Origin of the sequence: Marinomonas profundimaris, assembly GCF_000508165.1 — a bacterium.
In the GTDB taxonomy this organism is placed as follows: domain Bacteria; phylum Pseudomonadota; class Gammaproteobacteria; order Pseudomonadales; family Marinomonadaceae; genus Marinomonas; species Marinomonas profundimaris.
In genome coordinates this window covers 40,977-56,993 of record NZ_AYOZ01000061.1, presented here as the reverse complement: position 1 = coordinate 56,993, position 16,017 = coordinate 40,977, and the positions used below count along the sequence as shown (strand labels likewise).

The 16,017-nt window shown below is 41.9% G+C and carries 14 protein-coding genes; 11 read left to right on the top strand and 3 right to left on the bottom strand.

The window, feature by feature from the left end:
• Positions 1-6: 6 nt before the first annotated feature.
• Positions 7-2,349 (top strand): DNA polymerase II, encoded by a 2,343-nt coding sequence (locus D104_RS35610; protein ID WP_024025463.1) that lies wholly within the window; start codon positions 7-9, stop codon positions 2,347-2,349.
• Between the two features lie 10 nt (positions 2,350-2,359).
• Here the strand turns inward: D104_RS35610 and D104_RS35605 are convergent, their stop codons facing one another.
• Positions 2,360-3,136 (bottom strand): TatD family hydrolase, encoded by a 777-nt coding sequence (locus D104_RS35605; protein WP_024025462.1) that lies wholly within the window; start codon positions 3,134-3,136, stop codon positions 2,360-2,362.
• Entirely contained in the window at positions 3,133-4,317 is a 1,185-nt protein-coding gene (locus D104_RS35600; RefSeq protein ID WP_024025461.1) for an EAL and HDOD domain-containing protein, read from the bottom strand. The genes D104_RS35605 and D104_RS35600 overlap by 4 nt, the downstream gene beginning before the upstream one ends.
• 113 nt (positions 4,318-4,430) lie before the next feature.
• Between D104_RS35600 and D104_RS35595 the strand changes: the two genes are divergently transcribed.
• From D104_RS35595 to D104_RS35575, 6 genes are all read left to right on the top strand, one after another.
• A complete protein-coding gene (locus D104_RS35595; RefSeq protein WP_024025460.1) occupies positions 4,431-5,366 on the top strand; it encodes a chemotaxis protein CheV in 936 nt (311 codons plus the stop codon).
• A gap of 85 nt (positions 5,367-5,451) precedes the next feature.
• Positions 5,452-6,255, top strand: coding sequence for a sulfite exporter TauE/SafE family protein (locus D104_RS0119150; RefSeq protein WP_024025459.1), 804 nt, complete (start codon positions 5,452-5,454; stop codon positions 6,253-6,255).
• 173 nt (positions 6,256-6,428) lie between these two features.
• Positions 6,429-7,421: a ferrochelatase gene (hemH, locus tag D104_RS35590; protein WP_024025458.1), complete on the top strand. Its 993-nt coding sequence runs from the start codon at positions 6,429-6,431 to the stop codon at positions 7,419-7,421.
• A 1-nt stretch (position 7,422) separates the two neighbouring features.
• A complete protein-coding gene (locus D104_RS35585; protein ID WP_024025457.1) occupies positions 7,423-8,160 on the top strand; it encodes an HAD family hydrolase in 738 nt (245 codons plus the stop codon).
• Positions 8,157-8,525 carry a hypothetical protein gene (locus D104_RS35580; RefSeq protein WP_024025456.1) on the top strand — a complete coding sequence of 123 codons (369 nt, stop codon included), beginning with the start codon at positions 8,157-8,159 and terminating at the stop codon, positions 8,523-8,525. The genes D104_RS35585 and D104_RS35580 overlap by 4 nt, the downstream gene beginning before the upstream one ends.
• 6 nt (positions 8,526-8,531) lie before the next feature.
• Positions 8,532-9,044: a DNA topoisomerase family protein gene (locus D104_RS35575; protein ID WP_024025455.1), complete on the top strand. Its 513-nt coding sequence runs from the start codon at positions 8,532-8,534 to the stop codon at positions 9,042-9,044.
• A 5-nt stretch (positions 9,045-9,049) separates the two neighbouring features.
• Here the strand turns inward: D104_RS35575 and D104_RS35570 are convergent, their stop codons facing one another.
• Positions 9,050-9,931 (bottom strand): TIGR01777 family oxidoreductase, encoded by an 882-nt coding sequence (locus D104_RS35570; protein ID WP_024025454.1) that lies wholly within the window; start codon positions 9,929-9,931, stop codon positions 9,050-9,052.
• 168 nt (positions 9,932-10,099) lie between these two features.
• On the opposite strand from D104_RS35570, the gene D104_RS35565 reads away from it, so the two are divergent.
• The 4 genes from D104_RS35565 to D104_RS35550 are packed head-to-tail and all read left to right on the top strand — an operon-like array spanning position 10,100 to position 16,011.
• The gene (locus D104_RS35565; RefSeq protein WP_024025453.1) at positions 10,100-10,507 is read left to right on the top strand and encodes a sirohydrochlorin chelatase; all 408 of its coding nucleotides are present in this window, start codon (positions 10,100-10,102) and stop codon (positions 10,505-10,507) included.
• A 39-nt stretch (positions 10,508-10,546) separates the two neighbouring features.
• On the top strand, positions 10,547-11,938 hold the full coding sequence (locus D104_RS35560; protein WP_024025452.1) for a Wadjet anti-phage system protein JetA family protein: 1,392 nt from the start codon (positions 10,547-10,549) through the stop codon (positions 11,936-11,938).
• A complete protein-coding gene (locus D104_RS35555) occupies positions 11,938-12,585 on the top strand; it encodes a DUF4194 domain-containing protein (protein WP_024025451.1) in 648 nt (215 codons plus the stop codon). The genes D104_RS35560 and D104_RS35555 overlap by 1 nt, the downstream gene beginning before the upstream one ends.
• Positions 12,586-12,594: 9 nt before the next feature.
• Complete coding sequence (locus D104_RS35550; RefSeq protein WP_024025450.1) at positions 12,595-16,011, top strand: SbcC/MukB-like Walker B domain-containing protein; 3,417 nt, start codon at positions 12,595-12,597, stop codon at positions 16,009-16,011.
• Positions 16,012-16,017 lie beyond the last annotated feature (6 nt).

Sequence of the window (16,017 nt, the reverse complement as noted above, 5' to 3'; positions counted from 1 at the left end):
GTTTAAATGTTTGTAGAAAAGCAAGGCTATATTGTCAGCCGCCATACCCGTGACGTTGGCGGCCAGATCGAAATGAGCCTGTTTATAAAAACGCCGGAAGGAACAGTAAAAGTTCTACCCGATAGACAACTCAGTGTGTTTTTTACAGACGCTCCGATCGAGAGCCTTCCGAATCACTTCAAAGGCGTAATATTAGCGCCCACTACGTTCAGGTCTTTCGAAAACCGTCCTGTTATATTAATACAAAGTAGCAGTTTGACACTCCACCAGCAAATGATCCGCTTAGTAAAACGAGGCGGCTATTGTGTTTTCGAAGAAGATATTAAAGCGCACAATCGATATTTGATGGAGCGTAATATTCGTGGCGCCGTACGCTTTATTGGTGTTCCCGATGCGGGCAATCAAACCTTTCGTCAAGCTCGTATTATCGCCGGCGATTGGCAACCTGAATGGAATGTTTGGTCGTTAGACATAGAAACGTCAGTCTCCACCAATACCTTGCTTTCAATTGGTATTACCAGTGCTGAACAACGTATTGCATTTGTGGTGACAGATCAGGAGGACACACCTGAGATTGTTGAGCCTTTCAAGGATGAAAAAAGCTTATTGCTTGCATTTATTCGCTACGTCAAAAAGCATTCTCCAGACATTTTTATTGGTTGGAATCTTATTGGATTCGATTTGCAGTTTATTGATCAGCGTTGCCAGATTCTGGGGATTAAACCAGCGTTTGGTGTGAACGGCGAAAACTGGAATATTCGTTCATCCGATAATCAAGGACAATATTTTGCTAGCATCCCTGGTCGAGTGGCGTTAGATGGCATCACTTTATTAAAAGTAGGTGGTTATCACTTTGAATCATTTAGCCTAAATAATGTCAGCAAAGAAATTCTAGATGATGGAAAGCTCCTTCATGGCAGCGAGCGATGGCAAGAAATAGAAAGATTGCATCGGGAAGATTTAGCGGCTTTTGTGGCGTACAACCTTCAAGACTGCGACCTTGTTATGCGTATTTTTGCTAAGCTTAAGCTGATCCAATTGCAGCAAACCCGAGTGGATTTAACAGGCATCCCATTTGAACAAACTGGTGGCTCCGTGGCGGCCTTTGAAAACTTATATTTACCCAGATTACACGCGGCTGGTTGGGTTGCCCCCGCTTGGACGGATGACGACTTTGTTGCGAGCCCTGGCGGTTTTGTTATGTCATCAATACCCGGTTTGTATAAAAATGTTCTCGTTTTCGACTTCAAAAGCCTCTATCCCAGTATCATCCGTACCTTTCATATTGACCCTTTAGCAAGAGTCTGTGCGACACACAAACAACTAAAAACAACCACGATAGACCCTGACTTAGTGCCAGGTTTTCTCGGTGCTCATTTCGACAGAAAAAATGCAATATTACCTGAACTCATTACTGAGCTCGCTCAAGCAAGGGAGACCGCAAAAAAAGAGGGCAATGACATATTGAGTTACGCCATTAAAATCATCATGAACTCTTTTTATGGTGTTTTAGGGTCCAATGTCTGCCGCTTTTATCATGCCGAATTAGCCAGTTCCATTACCATGCGGGGTCATGAATTACTTGGAAGAACAAAAACCTGGATGGAAGAAAGGGGGGCTAAGGTCATTTACGGAGACACTGATTCTCTTTTTGTCACTTTAAGCGACACGAACCTTGATCCAAAAGAACAAGGTTTATGGCTATGCCAGCAGATCAACGATTGCTTGTCACAGTGGTGCCTTAAGTATGCTCAACTTGAATCCCATTTAGAGTTAGAGTTTGAGCAGGTTTACGAACGTTTCTTTATGCCAACAATACGCGGCCAAGAAGAAGGCAGTAAAAAGCGCTATGCTGGCAAGTCTCAAGGGAAATTAATTTTTAAAGGGCTTGAAGCCGCTCGCACAGATTGGACTCCGCTTGCTAGGCAATTTCAACGTACGCTGTTTGAAAAAATCTTTAATGATGAAAACCCTGTGGCCTTCATTCAAGACACAATAGATAAACTTCGATCTGGTTACTATGACAATCAATTGGTGTACAGCAAGCAGTTAAGTAGGCCTTTGTCGTCTTATACAAAAAACAAACCGCCTCATGTGAGAGCGGCGGCAATCATTGATCAAAAAAGGGCTGAGCAAGGTTTGCCCTTAGAATACAACAAAGGTCGAAAGCGTGTTTATTATGTCTATCAGCGCTCTGGTGTCGTGCCTTATGAGGGTGAAAACAACTTAGTTGATTTGGATTACGAACATTATATAGAAAAACAAATTGAACCTATCGCAGACAGCATTTTACCGTTCTTTAAAACCAATATGGCCAGCTTGCTTTCTCAGCAAATATCCTTACTTTAACTAATCAATATTATGCGCGGATCCCAAAAACCGTTTCCGTATTGTTCATTGTCGCTTGAATCAAGGTTTGAAGAGGAATGCCTTTCAATCGAGCCACTTCTTCCGCTATCCAGGGTAAATATTTCGGATGATTCTTTTTGGGTCTCGGTCGGATATTTCTAGGCAACAAAAACGGGGCATCAGTTTCTAATAGAATTCTATCTAATGGAATATGAGGAATCGCGTCTTGTAAATCACCGCCTCGACGTTCATCACACACCCAGCCAGTAATGCCAATATACAAGCCAAGTGCTAAGTAATTATCTAGCGCTTCCTTGCTTCCTGTAAAACAGTGAATCACAGACTTATGTGCCAACTCGGGATACTGCTTGAGCGTCTCAAGCATTTCTTTGTGCGCGTCTCTTTCATGGAGGTAAAGGGGTAATTTATGCTCGGACGCTAATTCGAGTTGTTCGCGAAAGGCATGGCGCTGTTCATCGGGTGTTGAGTAATTACGATTGAAATCCAATCCCATTTCACCTATTGCCACAGGTCTTTCGCCATGAATGAGTGCGGATAATTGAGACTGACTGTCAGACGTCCATGATTTTGCTTGGTGAGGGTGGCAACCCAAGGTATTCCAAACGTTTGGGTATATTTGACTCAACCCTTGAACTTGCTTGCTCTCATCTAAGTCAGATGCGATGCATATCATGCCATTCACATTATTTTCTTGCATCTCACTCAAGGTTTTAACCATATCATCAAGCAAAAAACGGTGGTTTATATTTACACCAATATCAATCATAACGTTCCCATTTCTCGAGCGTCTTTTAAACTCTCTATATACAATTCTTTAAGAGACTCTTTAGACAATTCCTTGAGTACAAGTTGATCGAATGGAATGTTTTCCCAACGACCTGCTTCATAAGCTTCCACTATTTTCAAAATGCCACCCAAATTGCCTTTGCGCACTAATAAGGCAGATTTGATATTGTCATCCAGCGGTAGCTCTTTTAACAGTGTTGGCAACTCTTCATCAAGAAAATAAGGCAAGTAGGAAAAAAGTCCGACTAGGAATGCACCTTCTAACTTTGGAAATAATGCAGCAGAGAGGCTTTGGCAAAAACAGGCACGAGACACCGCCATAGAGAATAAACAATCTGGTTTCCCAGACACACTGCTCAGCATCACTAAACCGACCCATTTAATCAAATCTCTTATGCCAATTATTTCAATCGCTCGCTGCGCATTAGACACATTAAATTGGCTTCGATAGCGCGCGGTATGGGTGAGTTTGATAATTCGATACGTCAGAGTGGGATCGCACTCTATGTAATCGGCCAATATACGAGGAGAGGATTCACGGTCATTCAGCGCAACCAATAAATCAATTAAAATGGCTTTGTAGGCCAATATTCGTTTGCCTTTGACCGAGGTGATTCGATTTATAAAATTGCCACTAAAGTGTGCATTGGGTAAGACTTGTTGTAATTGTGTAAATTGCGCCTCTTTTTCTATTTTATTGACCCAAATGTTTTTTGACGCAATGAGCGGGTCTTCTACCAATGTAATGGTTTGTTCCATCGACAAGCAGTCTAAGGCAAAGAGTGCATGAGAAAAAGTTCCAAGCAGTGCGGCAGAATAATTATTTGGGTCTGGGTTTATAATACCCAATTGATAACCTTGAAGGCGAAAATCAGATAGCGCATCAAAATCTGCTTCTGATATTTCAGCACCATTTAAAAAAACAACCATGTTAATATTGCTCTGCAGCGGCAAAGAACTAAGCTCATCTAAGTTACTTTCAAAAAAAATGGTTTTTTGCTGTGTTATTTCGGTAAGATTAACATCAACAAAGAGGGCGCTTAAAAAATCTGAATCTTGTCCTTTTGTTACGCTACTTGGATGCAGTATGTAGTAAGCTATTGTTTCTGAGAGTTGATTGACCACAGCTTTACGGCAAAAAAGTACATCATTATTCTTCATAAAGGTCCTTGCAAGAAGAGTAAACACAAAAAAATACTGTAACGTTTAGTCGGATACAATATCATGGCTAAAATGGATTAAAGCCTTAATTTTTAAAATGTTTGGAGTAATATATGGCAAGCATGTTAGACGCTGTAGACCAGAGAACCAAGTTAGTAGGTGAAAACCGTTTGGAACTACTGATGTTCCGTCTTAGTGGTATGCAAATGTTTGCAATCAATGTGTTTAAAGTTCAAGAGGTAGTGCAACTGCCAAAATTGAATCAAATGCCTCATAGACACCCATCTGTAGCGGGTGTAACTCATTTTAGAGGCAGAACCATTCCCGTTATCGACTTATCCGAATCCATTGGCATGAAGCCCATTGATCGCACCAAACCTTGTAACTTAATTGTAACAGAATACAACAACACCATTCAGGGGTTTATGGTTGGTGAAGTAGATCGCATCATCAACATGAACTGGAATGAAATATTACCACCGCCAGAAGGAGCTGGGCGTCAGCATTATTTGACTGCGATCACCCGTGTCAGCGAACGTATTGTCGAAATTATCGACGTGGAAAAAATCTTAGCGGAAATTTCACCGTATGACGGTACGATCAGCGATGATGTTATTGATAAAGATTTGTTGTCTCTTGCCAAAGGCTTAGAAGTGTTAATCGTAGACGATTCATCTGTTGCGTTGGCTCAATGTCGCTCCACCTTGGACTTCTTAGGTATAACCGTTCATGAAGCGGGTAACGGTAAGCGTGGCTTAGAGAAGCTAAAACAATGGGCCGATAAAGGCGATCACGTCCCTGAAAAATTATTGATGATGATAACCGATGCCGAAATGCCTGAAATGGATGGTTATCGTTTGACAAGAGAAGTACGCGAAGATCCGAGACTGAAAGACCTTTACATCGTTCTTCATACCTCGCTTAGTGGTAGCTTTAACAAAGCCATGGTACAAAAAGTGGGTTGTGATGATTTTCTTTCCAAGTTTCAACCAGACAAATTAGCATCCTTGATTCAAGAACGAATTCGTAGCGTGGTTTATCGCGAATAACCGTTAACTTAACGTATTCGTTTCATAAAAAAGCAGGCTTGGCCTGCTTTTTTATTTTACTGCTACTTTTTAGGTTTTTAACACTATGCCATCATTTGAATTAGCCTTATTGTTTGCGTTTATTGGGGCGGCAACAGGCTCAATTACATCTATCATCAGGATTGCACCAACGCTTGTTGCAATTCCAACGCTGTACTTTTTTTTACCTGTATTCAATTTATCATTAGAAAAATCGGTCTTGCCCATTGTCGCAACTTGCATTTGTGCTTTTGTTCCTGTGCATCTTTTCGCATGGATACAGGCTATGAAAGTAGGCCAAGTAGACTCGAATAACCTAATCCATTTTGCACCAGGAATTGCCATGGGCGGCGTTATTGGTGCTCAGACGCTGTCTTTAACCAATTTCTTAACGTTCAAAGTTGCCTTCAGTGTGATGGCCATATTGGCGATTATAAACATTCTGCCAAAACCAAAAACGCTAAAGATTTCAAAATTTCAGCTTAGTAAGTATGCGTTTATGCCGACTGGTATTTTAATTGGGGTGGTGTCTCTTGTGTCTGGAAATTGCGGACGGACACTCAGTGAAAGTTTATGTATGCTCACTCAAACTGATGAAAGAAAAAGCCAAGGTACGAGCAGTGGGTTAGTTGTCTTTGCGTCTATTTCTGCATTGGTAGGATTTATTTACCCAGCTCAAACCTTCAATTCTATGGAGCTTTCTGGCTTCGCTGGCGCGGTACATTTGCCCTTAATGGTTATCCTGTCGATAAGCCACTTTGTGTTTTATTGGCTTTGTCGTAACCGAGGTAATACATTAGATAAGCGTGTTTTATCCATCAGCGTGATGATTTTCATCCTCTGCTCAATCATCCGATTTTGGGTTTCATAGTGCGCATTAGCAACAAGCAAACACCTTAACGTTTCTCCCACTATTTCATAATCACGCTATTTCAAGTGGGTACAAAACAACACAGAATTGAGACGAAATAGCTTGGTATTTTCATTATTGCCCCCACTTTAAAAGCCTATAATGAATTAAGCGTTCAACTAACAAGGTAAAACATGAAAAACACGAGTAACTACGGTGTATTGATGATCAACTTGGGCACGCCGGATGCACCGAATGCGCCTGAAGTTCGCCGCTATCTTAGAGAGTTTCTTTCCGACCCTCGTGTAGTCGATTTAAATCCACTTTTATGGAAGCCGATTTTAAACCTCATTATTTTAACCATACGACCACCCAAGGTCGCCAAGATTTATCAGCAAGTCTGGATGGATGAAGGCTCACCTTTGCTGGTGTTGAGTAATCGCTTAAAAGATAATGTAAAAAATGCACTTTCTCATAAACATGGAAAAGACATTCCTGTTGAGCTTGCTATGACGTATGGAAACCCTAGTATTGAATCCGCAGCAGATAAGTTAAGAGAACAGGGCGTTCAAAATATTGTTGTCATTCCAATGTACCCGCAGTTCTCGGCTTCCACGACAGCTGCGGCGTACGACAGATTAATGAAATCACTTAAAAAGTGTCCTCACTGGCCTGCATTACAGTTAATGCACGATTACGCCGATCATTCGCTGTACATTAAAGCGTTAGCAAATTCCATTCGAGCACAATGGGACAAACAAGGTGAAAGGCGTCATTTGGTTTTGTCTTATCATGGCATTCCTAAGCGATACGTTACCAATGGCGACCCTTACGCACGTCGATGTGAAACCACGAGCCGGCTTGTGGCAGAAACACTTGAGTTAAGTGATCAAGAGTGGACTCACGTTTATCAGTCTCGCTTTGGTCGTGAAGAGTGGTTGCAACCCTATGCCGATGCTACATTAAGGGCGTTGCCGTCAATGGGCATAAAAAAAATCAACGTGATTAGCCCTGCATTTTCTATTGACTGCATAGAAACGTTAGAAGAAGTGACATTGGAATTGGGCGATGAATTTAAGGCAAATGGCGGTGTGGCTTTTGATTACATCCCCGCGTTGAATGACACACCAGACCATGTGGCGCTCTATATCGATTTGATTGAGCAAAATACCAAGCAATGGAACTAACATGACGTTAAAAAGCACTCAATTCCACACCATCGCCTTTGATGCCGACGACACACTTTGGCGCAATGAGGATCTTTTTGTTCATGCTCAAGATGAATTCATTAATTTATTGCTACCGTATCATGATGAATCTTTTATCCGTTCTCATCTCAATGAAATTCAAATCAAGAATTTAGAACATTTTGGTTATGGCATCAAAGGGTTTACTTTGTCCATGATAGAGACCGCCATTGAATTAACCGAAGGCAGAGTGTCAGGAAACGAAATACATGAAATTATACAGCTAGCTAAATGTATGTTGGCGTCGCCCATTGAATTACTGCCTAATGTAAAAAAAGTGTTGTCTGAATTAAAAGGCAACGCTCAATTAATGGTGATTACAAAAGGCGATTTACTTGATCAAGAAAGTAAACTGGCTCGTTCGGGCATAGTCGATTATTTTGATGTAATAGAAATAGTCAGTGACAAAACGGCTGACGTTTATCAGCAGTTACTTCAGCGCCACAACATACCCACTGAACAATTTTTAATGATTGGTAATTCTTTGAAATCTGATGTATTGCCGGTGCTAGATCTCGGCGCCAAGGCGATACACATTCCTTATCATAGTACGTGGGACCATGAACAGGTTTCTGATGAAACGCTGTTATGTTACCCGCAACTTAAAAGTCTCAGCAATATTGCTGAACTTATTGATTTATTAAATCTTTCGACACAGCGAGATAAAGAAGCCGTATGAAGCATTACATTAAAGCAATTTTTGGCACCCTAATTCTCATTTCCTCTTTGGCTCAAGCAGATGAAAGTACTATAGACAAAGCCAAAAGCAGTGCGTCTGAAATGTGGGAAAAGACCAAAACGGCCACCTCTGAAATGTTTGAAAACACCTCAGACAAAGCCTCAGAAATAGGCGGAAAAGCTTCCGATTTTGGTTACAAGGCCTCGAAGAATGCCAAAGAAACGGGGACTATTGTTTGGGACAAAATGAAGGACGCAGGTACTGCGACGGCAGAAGGTGCGAGAAAAGGCGCTTCGAAAATCAAAAGCCTAATGAGTGAAGAGTGCAAAGAAGACAGTGCGCTTTGCTATAAAGATAAAGAGTAACACTGCATGTCGGAAAAAGACGCTAAGAACTTAACACCTGCTTCCAGCAACTGGGAGCAGGAATTCTTAGAGCAGGGCGATGCTCATATTAAATCCGCAAAAGTCCGTTATCGTTGCCCGAAATGTGAGAGCTTATTGGTGTTAAAAGAAGGGGCTAATGGCGAATTTTGGGGCTGTGAATCCTACCCAGTTTGCAATTACACCGCCAACGATGAATCTGGCAAGCCCGTTCGAGCGAAGCGCTATCTTTGTCCTGCTTGCCAGGCGCCATTAAGAAAAAAAACCTTTAAAGAGAACGTTTTTTGGGGGTGTTCAAATTACCCTGAATGTAAAGTAACGGTAGAAGACGATAATGGCATCCCCTCTAGTACAAAAAAATACCCGTGCCGTGCTTGCGGGCATTATTTGGTCAGGAAAAAAAGCAAAAACGGTTACTTTTGGGGTTGTATTACGTATCCAAAATGCACAAATACTTTAAACGATGACAAAGGTTTACCTGTCTTAAAGAAAAAACGTTAAGCCCCTTAATGCCTGCTTTCAATGTCTTTTAACGCCTCATCTATTTTCTTATATTGAAATGTAAAACCTTGTTTTTCTAGCCTTTGTGGTATGATCTTAGCGCCCTCTGTCAGTAAGCTCGCCATTTCCCCAAATAAAACATTCAGCATCCACTTTGGTGTGGTCAATACCGCAGGACGATTTAATGATGCGGCATAACGGCGTGCAAAATCCCCTTGCTCGATCAAGTCTGGCGCGACCAAATTATACGTACCAACATAATTTTCATCGCTCATCGCTTGAAGAATCGCCCTAACAACATCGTCAATATGAACCCATGAAAACCACTGTTTACCGCCAGCAATAGGGCCACCCAATCCACTTAAAAAAGGCCAGCGCATTTTTTTTAATGCTCCGCCAGAACCCAATACAACTCCTAGCCGGAAAATGACCACGCGAGTCTGGTCTTGAGTAAATGCCTTTGCGGACATTTCCCATGCAGCACAAAGGTCGTGACAAAATCCCATTTTAGGCGGCGTGCTCTCATAAAAAACACCATCTCGCGCTACACCATAATAGCCAACCGCTGACATTGAGATAACAAGTTTAGGGGCGTTTTTTAATTCGTTTTTAATCTTTTTGGTTAATTCAACACGACTATCGTAGAGTGCTTTTTTACGCTTATTCGTCCAAGGATGGCTGGCAATATTCTCGCCGGCCAAATTAATAAATACATCAAACGGTTCGCTATGCTGACCCAATGTCTCTAGGGTGTATTGTGTTACGCTCGAATTTAGCCGCCCATCAATCTTTTTTACCAATGCGCTAATTTCAATCTTCATATCCAATAGCTTTTCAAGTACAGATTGACCAATAAAACCGGTTGCGCCAGACAGTAAAACCTTCATATTCACATACCTCATGCATTGCAATGCTTTTTATTATTACGTATGAAAAGTGAAATAGGATCAATCACTTCGCGGATTCGCGTTTACAACGATTTTTCCCACAATTTGCATAGAAGATTTCAAGGTTTTTTACTCTGCACCTTCTTTTTCTGAAATAGGATGGCTAAAATGGGGAATCGAGAAACATTAGGTATCAAAATGCTACGCAAAGACTACGATCACATCATACTTCTTGCACACGGAAGTCCTGATCCTCTTTGGAAACAGCCCTTCGAATCTCTCTACCATCAAGTTAGTACAGCGTATGGGGAAGATAATGCAAGTTTAGCGTATATGGAATTAACGTCTCCTTCATTGGAAGATGTGGTTGCTGAGTTAAGCGATGATGTTCGAACGGTCGCTGTGTTGCCACTTTTTTTGGCGGTTGGCCGCCATTTGAGACAGGATGTTCCTGCGCAAATTGCAACACTCCAAAGAGACGACTTGCATATAGAATTATTAGCGCCTATTGGCGATGACGATGCCGTAAAGCAAGCCATGCTATCCGTTGTAGCCAATCATTTGGGTAAGGTTTAAATATGTCATTATTTTTAGTTGATTCATGGAGCCGAATTAATGCTATTTAAACATCTACCAGATGAGATTTTTCAAGCACTCAGTGGCTCAAATAGAGCCTTAATTGAAGCGGTGTTACATGATCTTGCAGACGTTTTTTACGATCATGCCGAAGACCCAATAAAAGACAAGTCAACAATTATAGAATCCATTGAAGACACCCTTCATAAATTGGATACGCTTGCGTGGCATGATGACCAAAAGGAATCTTTCGACTCACCAAAAACCATTCATGATTACGCATTAAGAATATATCACCGTTTGGTCAATACTGGCTGGTTAGTTGAAGAGCAAGAGCTGTATCGTGTCAGCGTGTTAATGACGCCTCAGATTTCCATGTTGCTGCGTTCGTTAGTAGAAATAGGCCGTCACGGTAAACGCAATTATGGTGCCACTGTTTTAAGCATCCTCAGTAATTTAGAAGCCGTCGCAAAGCAGCCAAAAGAGCGCGGAGTGACACTTCGTCAATCCGCAGAGGCTTCTCGAGAGTTTTCGGCGCACTTGAATCAAATACTCCTTGGTATTCGAAGCTTGCAAAGAGAGCTATTTGCGAGTCGAGACCCAAAAGCAATTGTTGCGGGATTCTTTGATTTATTTGTAGAAGGCATTCTCATTGCCGACTACAAAACCATTAAAACCAGTAATAACCCTTTTCGTTTTCGCCGCCAGATTCTTGAACTTACTCAAGACTTTTTAGCCAATCCTGACACTATGGGGCTCGTTGCTCAGTGCTATGTCGATCAGCAGCTTATTACGATGGCAGAAGCACAAGCCATGGTTGAGAAAGACTGTCGCGATATCATTCAGACGTTCAGCAACATAGAGCAACGTTTAGAGCGAATTGATGAATATCGATACCGTTTGGAAAAACGTGCCGCAGACACCGCTCGATATATGGACAGTTCTCGTCCTGGCATGGCAAACAAAGTCGCCGGTATCATTACTGATGTCGCAAAATATAACCATTTACCCATATTGAAAGAAGTGGTGGGAGCGCGTTTTGTCGGAATGGCTTCTGCGGCACAACCCACCAAAAGACGCGAGCCGCCGCCGCCGCGAGTGATGACGCCTGCCGAAGTGTCTGCTGACGCCATCAAAGTACGCGACCAGCAACGCCGTTTCCATGAAGCTAGACAAGTCACCATTCCAAAAATGCAAAGCTATCTAGAAAAACAAATGTCTTCTGGTAACAACAAACACATCTTAGATTTCACGATTGAATCAGTTGAAGATTTTGTGTGTTTTGACCATTTACGCTATATCGGTTCACTTGGCGTTAGCGCCAAAAAACTAGAAGACGCATTTGAAATACACTTTACTAATCAGTATTTGGATGTGCATGAGTTCGTTGAATGTCGCGAATTTAATGTGATTCGTAGGAGCAAAGCGTAATGCTTAGAGAATTAAAAAAAGTCGTTGAAGAGTCCGGTAAAGACGCGCAAGAATTCCAGCAGACAGCAAATTTCGTCATCGCTAATCAATTCGCTAGTGCCTATAAACACGGACAAAGAAAGCATTACCTTCTTTTAGAATCTTACCAAGAATACTTTGATCGCTTGTTTGACGCCTTGGGCATGAAACTTTACATCAATGAAAATGAGCGTCTTGCTGGTGTATTACCCATCCAAAAAGAAGCGTTTGTCCGTTTGAAAACAGACGAAACATTGTTCCTATTGGTGCTTCGTCAGATTTATGAAGAGAAAATTGAAAACTTTGAAGTAGATAATGGCTTTGTTGCGACCAATACTCACACGATTTTGGATCGTTTTGTGCAATTGGTAAAACGAGAAATCCCCAACGAAACACGCTTTAAAGATATTTTGGCGTTGTTTAGCCGTCATGGCATTGTCATTCGTGGTAAATCCTACGAAGAAGACAGCAAAAACCAGATGATCAACATCACACCTGTGGTCCGACTTATTGTGACAGAAGCGTATTTGAGACAACTTGAGTCTTTTAATGGCACAGATCCAGAAGAAGATGATGTATCAGATTCAGACATTGAAACAGAAGCAACGCCAGAAACGACTCAAGACTAGGGCCAAAATATGAAAAAGTTAAATCGAATCGTATTAGTCAATTGGTACCTACTGGGTGCTGAAGAAATTAATATTCGTGGCAATACCGCTATTGTTGGTCCAACAGGTTCTGGTAAATCGTCTTTGCTTGATGCGATTCAAACGGTACTCACTGGCGCCAGCAAACGCCATCTTAATTATAACGCCAGCGCAAATGACGGAAAAGCCAGTGGACGAAGCATCCGCTCTTACATTTTGGGAATGATCGACTCAGGTCAAGCCAATGTAAAATCATTAGGTACTCAACCAAGACAAGATGCCACCAGCTATCTTGCGTTGGTGTTTGAAGACAGCGTTACGGGTAAAGAATCAACCGTTGGTTTGACATTAAGCGCATCTTTGGCGTCGCCAGAAGAAGATGTATTAGGCCGTTTTGTATTACCAAATTTCGGCGCAAGAAAGTTAGATTTTATCGACGCAATGGAAGGGAAAAGCTACAAAGCAAAACCTTGGATTGAAGTTCGTGAGTCAATGAAAAAAGTCTGTCTAGACCCTTATATCAAATCTGGTAGCGCGTCTGCCACTCAATATATTAATCGTTATCTTGAAGAGTTAAGTCCAAGCGCCGATCAACTGATCACATTGGACAGTTTCCTTAAAAACTTCAAAAACGCATTAAAGTTCGTTCCGATTGCATCGCCAACTCGTTTTGTTCAGGATTTCGTTTTAGCAGAAGCACCGTTACAAGTTGGCGCGTACCAGAAATCATTAAACGAATATCGACACTTGGAAGCGAAAACGCTGGAAGTGTCTAAGCGCATCGATGATCTCAAACTCATTCAGCTGGATTGCGAGAAAAAACATCAACAAGAGCAAAGTGCGATCAATTATCAGTGGATAGCCACCGAAGCGCGCTTTGATGAGCTGGGTAGCAAACAAGACGATATCCAAGATCAGTACGAGCTGCAAAAAGAACGCGAAGAAGAAATTGAAGAAGAGCTCGCAACGCAAGGCAGTTTATTAAAACAGCTGCAGGGACAGTTATTACGCTTCGAACAACAATACGAACATTCTGATGTTGGCTTGAAGTTGCAACAACTGGAACAGAACAAAAAGTTATTGGTACTACAAGGTCAGCAAGACCAAAAGGCCATTTTGCAAGTTCGTCAGCTTACTTTGCTTTTATCCGCACTGAACTCTTTTGAAGACTTACTTTCAAAAGAAACCACGACGTTGGTAAAAGAGTTTTCTGAATTTAATGGGTTAATTACTGAAGATGGCCGAATTGAAGGCAATCTCAAACCCTTGACGCAGAAGCTAGTAGCACTAAATGACCTTCTTGATAAAGAGAAGTCACAGGTATTTGCTCAACGGTCTGAACTGAACCGTAATATTCTGAATTTGAAAGACGAATGTAAGCAACTCGAGTCTGATGTTTCTTCTCTTAAAGGTGGCGTGAGTCCGCTTTCACAGAATACAAAGCGTCTTATTGCCTTGCTAAAAGACGCGAACATTACAGCAACCCCATTAAGTCACCTCGCTGAAGTCACTGATAGAAAATGGCAAGATGCCATTGAAGGGTATTTGGGTGCGCAACGAGAAGCATTAATTGTAGAGCCAGAAGATGCAGAAGAAGCCATTCGTATCTTCCGTGCTCATCGTCGTCAATTGATGGGGTGCCGTGTCATCGACACAACGCAAACACGATTATGGTTGAATCGCGGCGATAATAACTCAGCACTGCGCTTTATTCGCTGTAATAATGATCATGCTCAAGCCTATATCAATCGTCGATTAGGTGGTATTAAACCTGTTGAGACTGAGCGTGAGCTTCTTCGTGAAGACAGCGCAATGACAGCAGATGGCATGTTAAAACTGGCCGGAACCATCTCTACCATTCGTTTTGTTCCTCATATGATGGTAGGTATTAATACGGAAGGAATGCGTGACTCTCGCGAAAAACAACTTGCCAGTTTGAGCGGTGAGTTAATGAATTTTCTGAAAGCAGACCAACGATTGGAACAAGCCGATTCTTTGCTTGGCCGAGTCATCGCAAACAATCAGTTTGATGTGGAAAGTCTTGGGAATGCAAGCCACACAGTGACTCGCTTAACACAAGAACTGGAGGCGGTCGAAGTAGAAATATCGCAACTTCAGAAACACGATGATACAGAACTGCAAGAACGCATCGAAGAACTGAAATCAAGAATCACCAATGTTGAGTTAGAACAGAAAAAATTGGATCGAGAGCGTCAACAAATTGCAGAGCAATTCGGTTCTCTTAATACTCAAAAGAGCCAATTAAGCTCAGCACTGTCTGCATTAGATGAAGAGCGCAACCGCTTAACCTCTAATCCGCGATACGATGCTGAATTTGCCAGTGAGCGTTATTCCTTATTGGAAAGCAGTATGGTAAATGGCGCGGCTATCTATAAAGAGGCCATTAGCCGAGCAGATAAAGCGAGCGAAAAGGCCCGCAGTTTTGATCAGAAAGTTCGAAAAGAAGTGGCGGATCACTATGGTAAATTCCATCAAGCGAACTTAGACAATGACGTTCAGTTGGATTATTTGGAATCGAAATTTGAAGAGTTTGAGCATTATGTCTCGTATCAGATTGACATTCTTAGTGAAACAGAATTGGCTAAATACGCTAAGCGTGCAGAGTTAGCGCGTAAAGAAGCAGAAGAAACCTTCCGTTCTGATTATGTTTCTAAATTGAAAGACTCACTAGATCAAGTCGCCCATATCATCCGTGAATTGAATCACAGCCTTAAGCGTCGACCTTTCAACCAAGAAATCTACCAATTCCGCTACTACCCTAACGGAGACATGAAAGACATTTTGGATCTTGTTGAACGCTTTAGTGCACAAGACCAAGCTAATGTAGGCGGTTTATTCGACCCGCATTTGAGTGACGACCCTGAACATGCGCGTGCCATTGCATCGATTCAAGAGCTAATATCTGACGAAGAAAAGCAACAAGACCTTGCGGATTATCGTAAATTTTACAATTTTGAAGTCGATATTTTAGATTCAGAAGGCAATAAAAAAACCACCTTGAGCCAGCGAATTCAAACCGGTTCTGGTGGTGAACATCAGATACCATTTTATTTGGCCATTGCCGCTGCGCTCTCTACAACGTATCGACTACATGAAACAATGGAAGGCGATATCGTGGGTGGATTCTCTTTGGCAATGTTTGATGAAGCGTTTAACAAAATTGATATGGTGAAAACATCAACCTGTATGGGCTTTATGAAAGACATTGGCTTACAGGTTATTGCCGCGGCACCTGATGATAAACGTGCTGTAATGGCGGCAAATATGGACACAATTATCAGTGTTTGGCGCGAAGGTGGGGCTGTTTCGATCGATGTCGCTTACCCAAAAGAAAAGGGTCAAGTGTTACTCAATGGGCAGTCTGACACTATGTTAACGTCTGCATAATAGAGG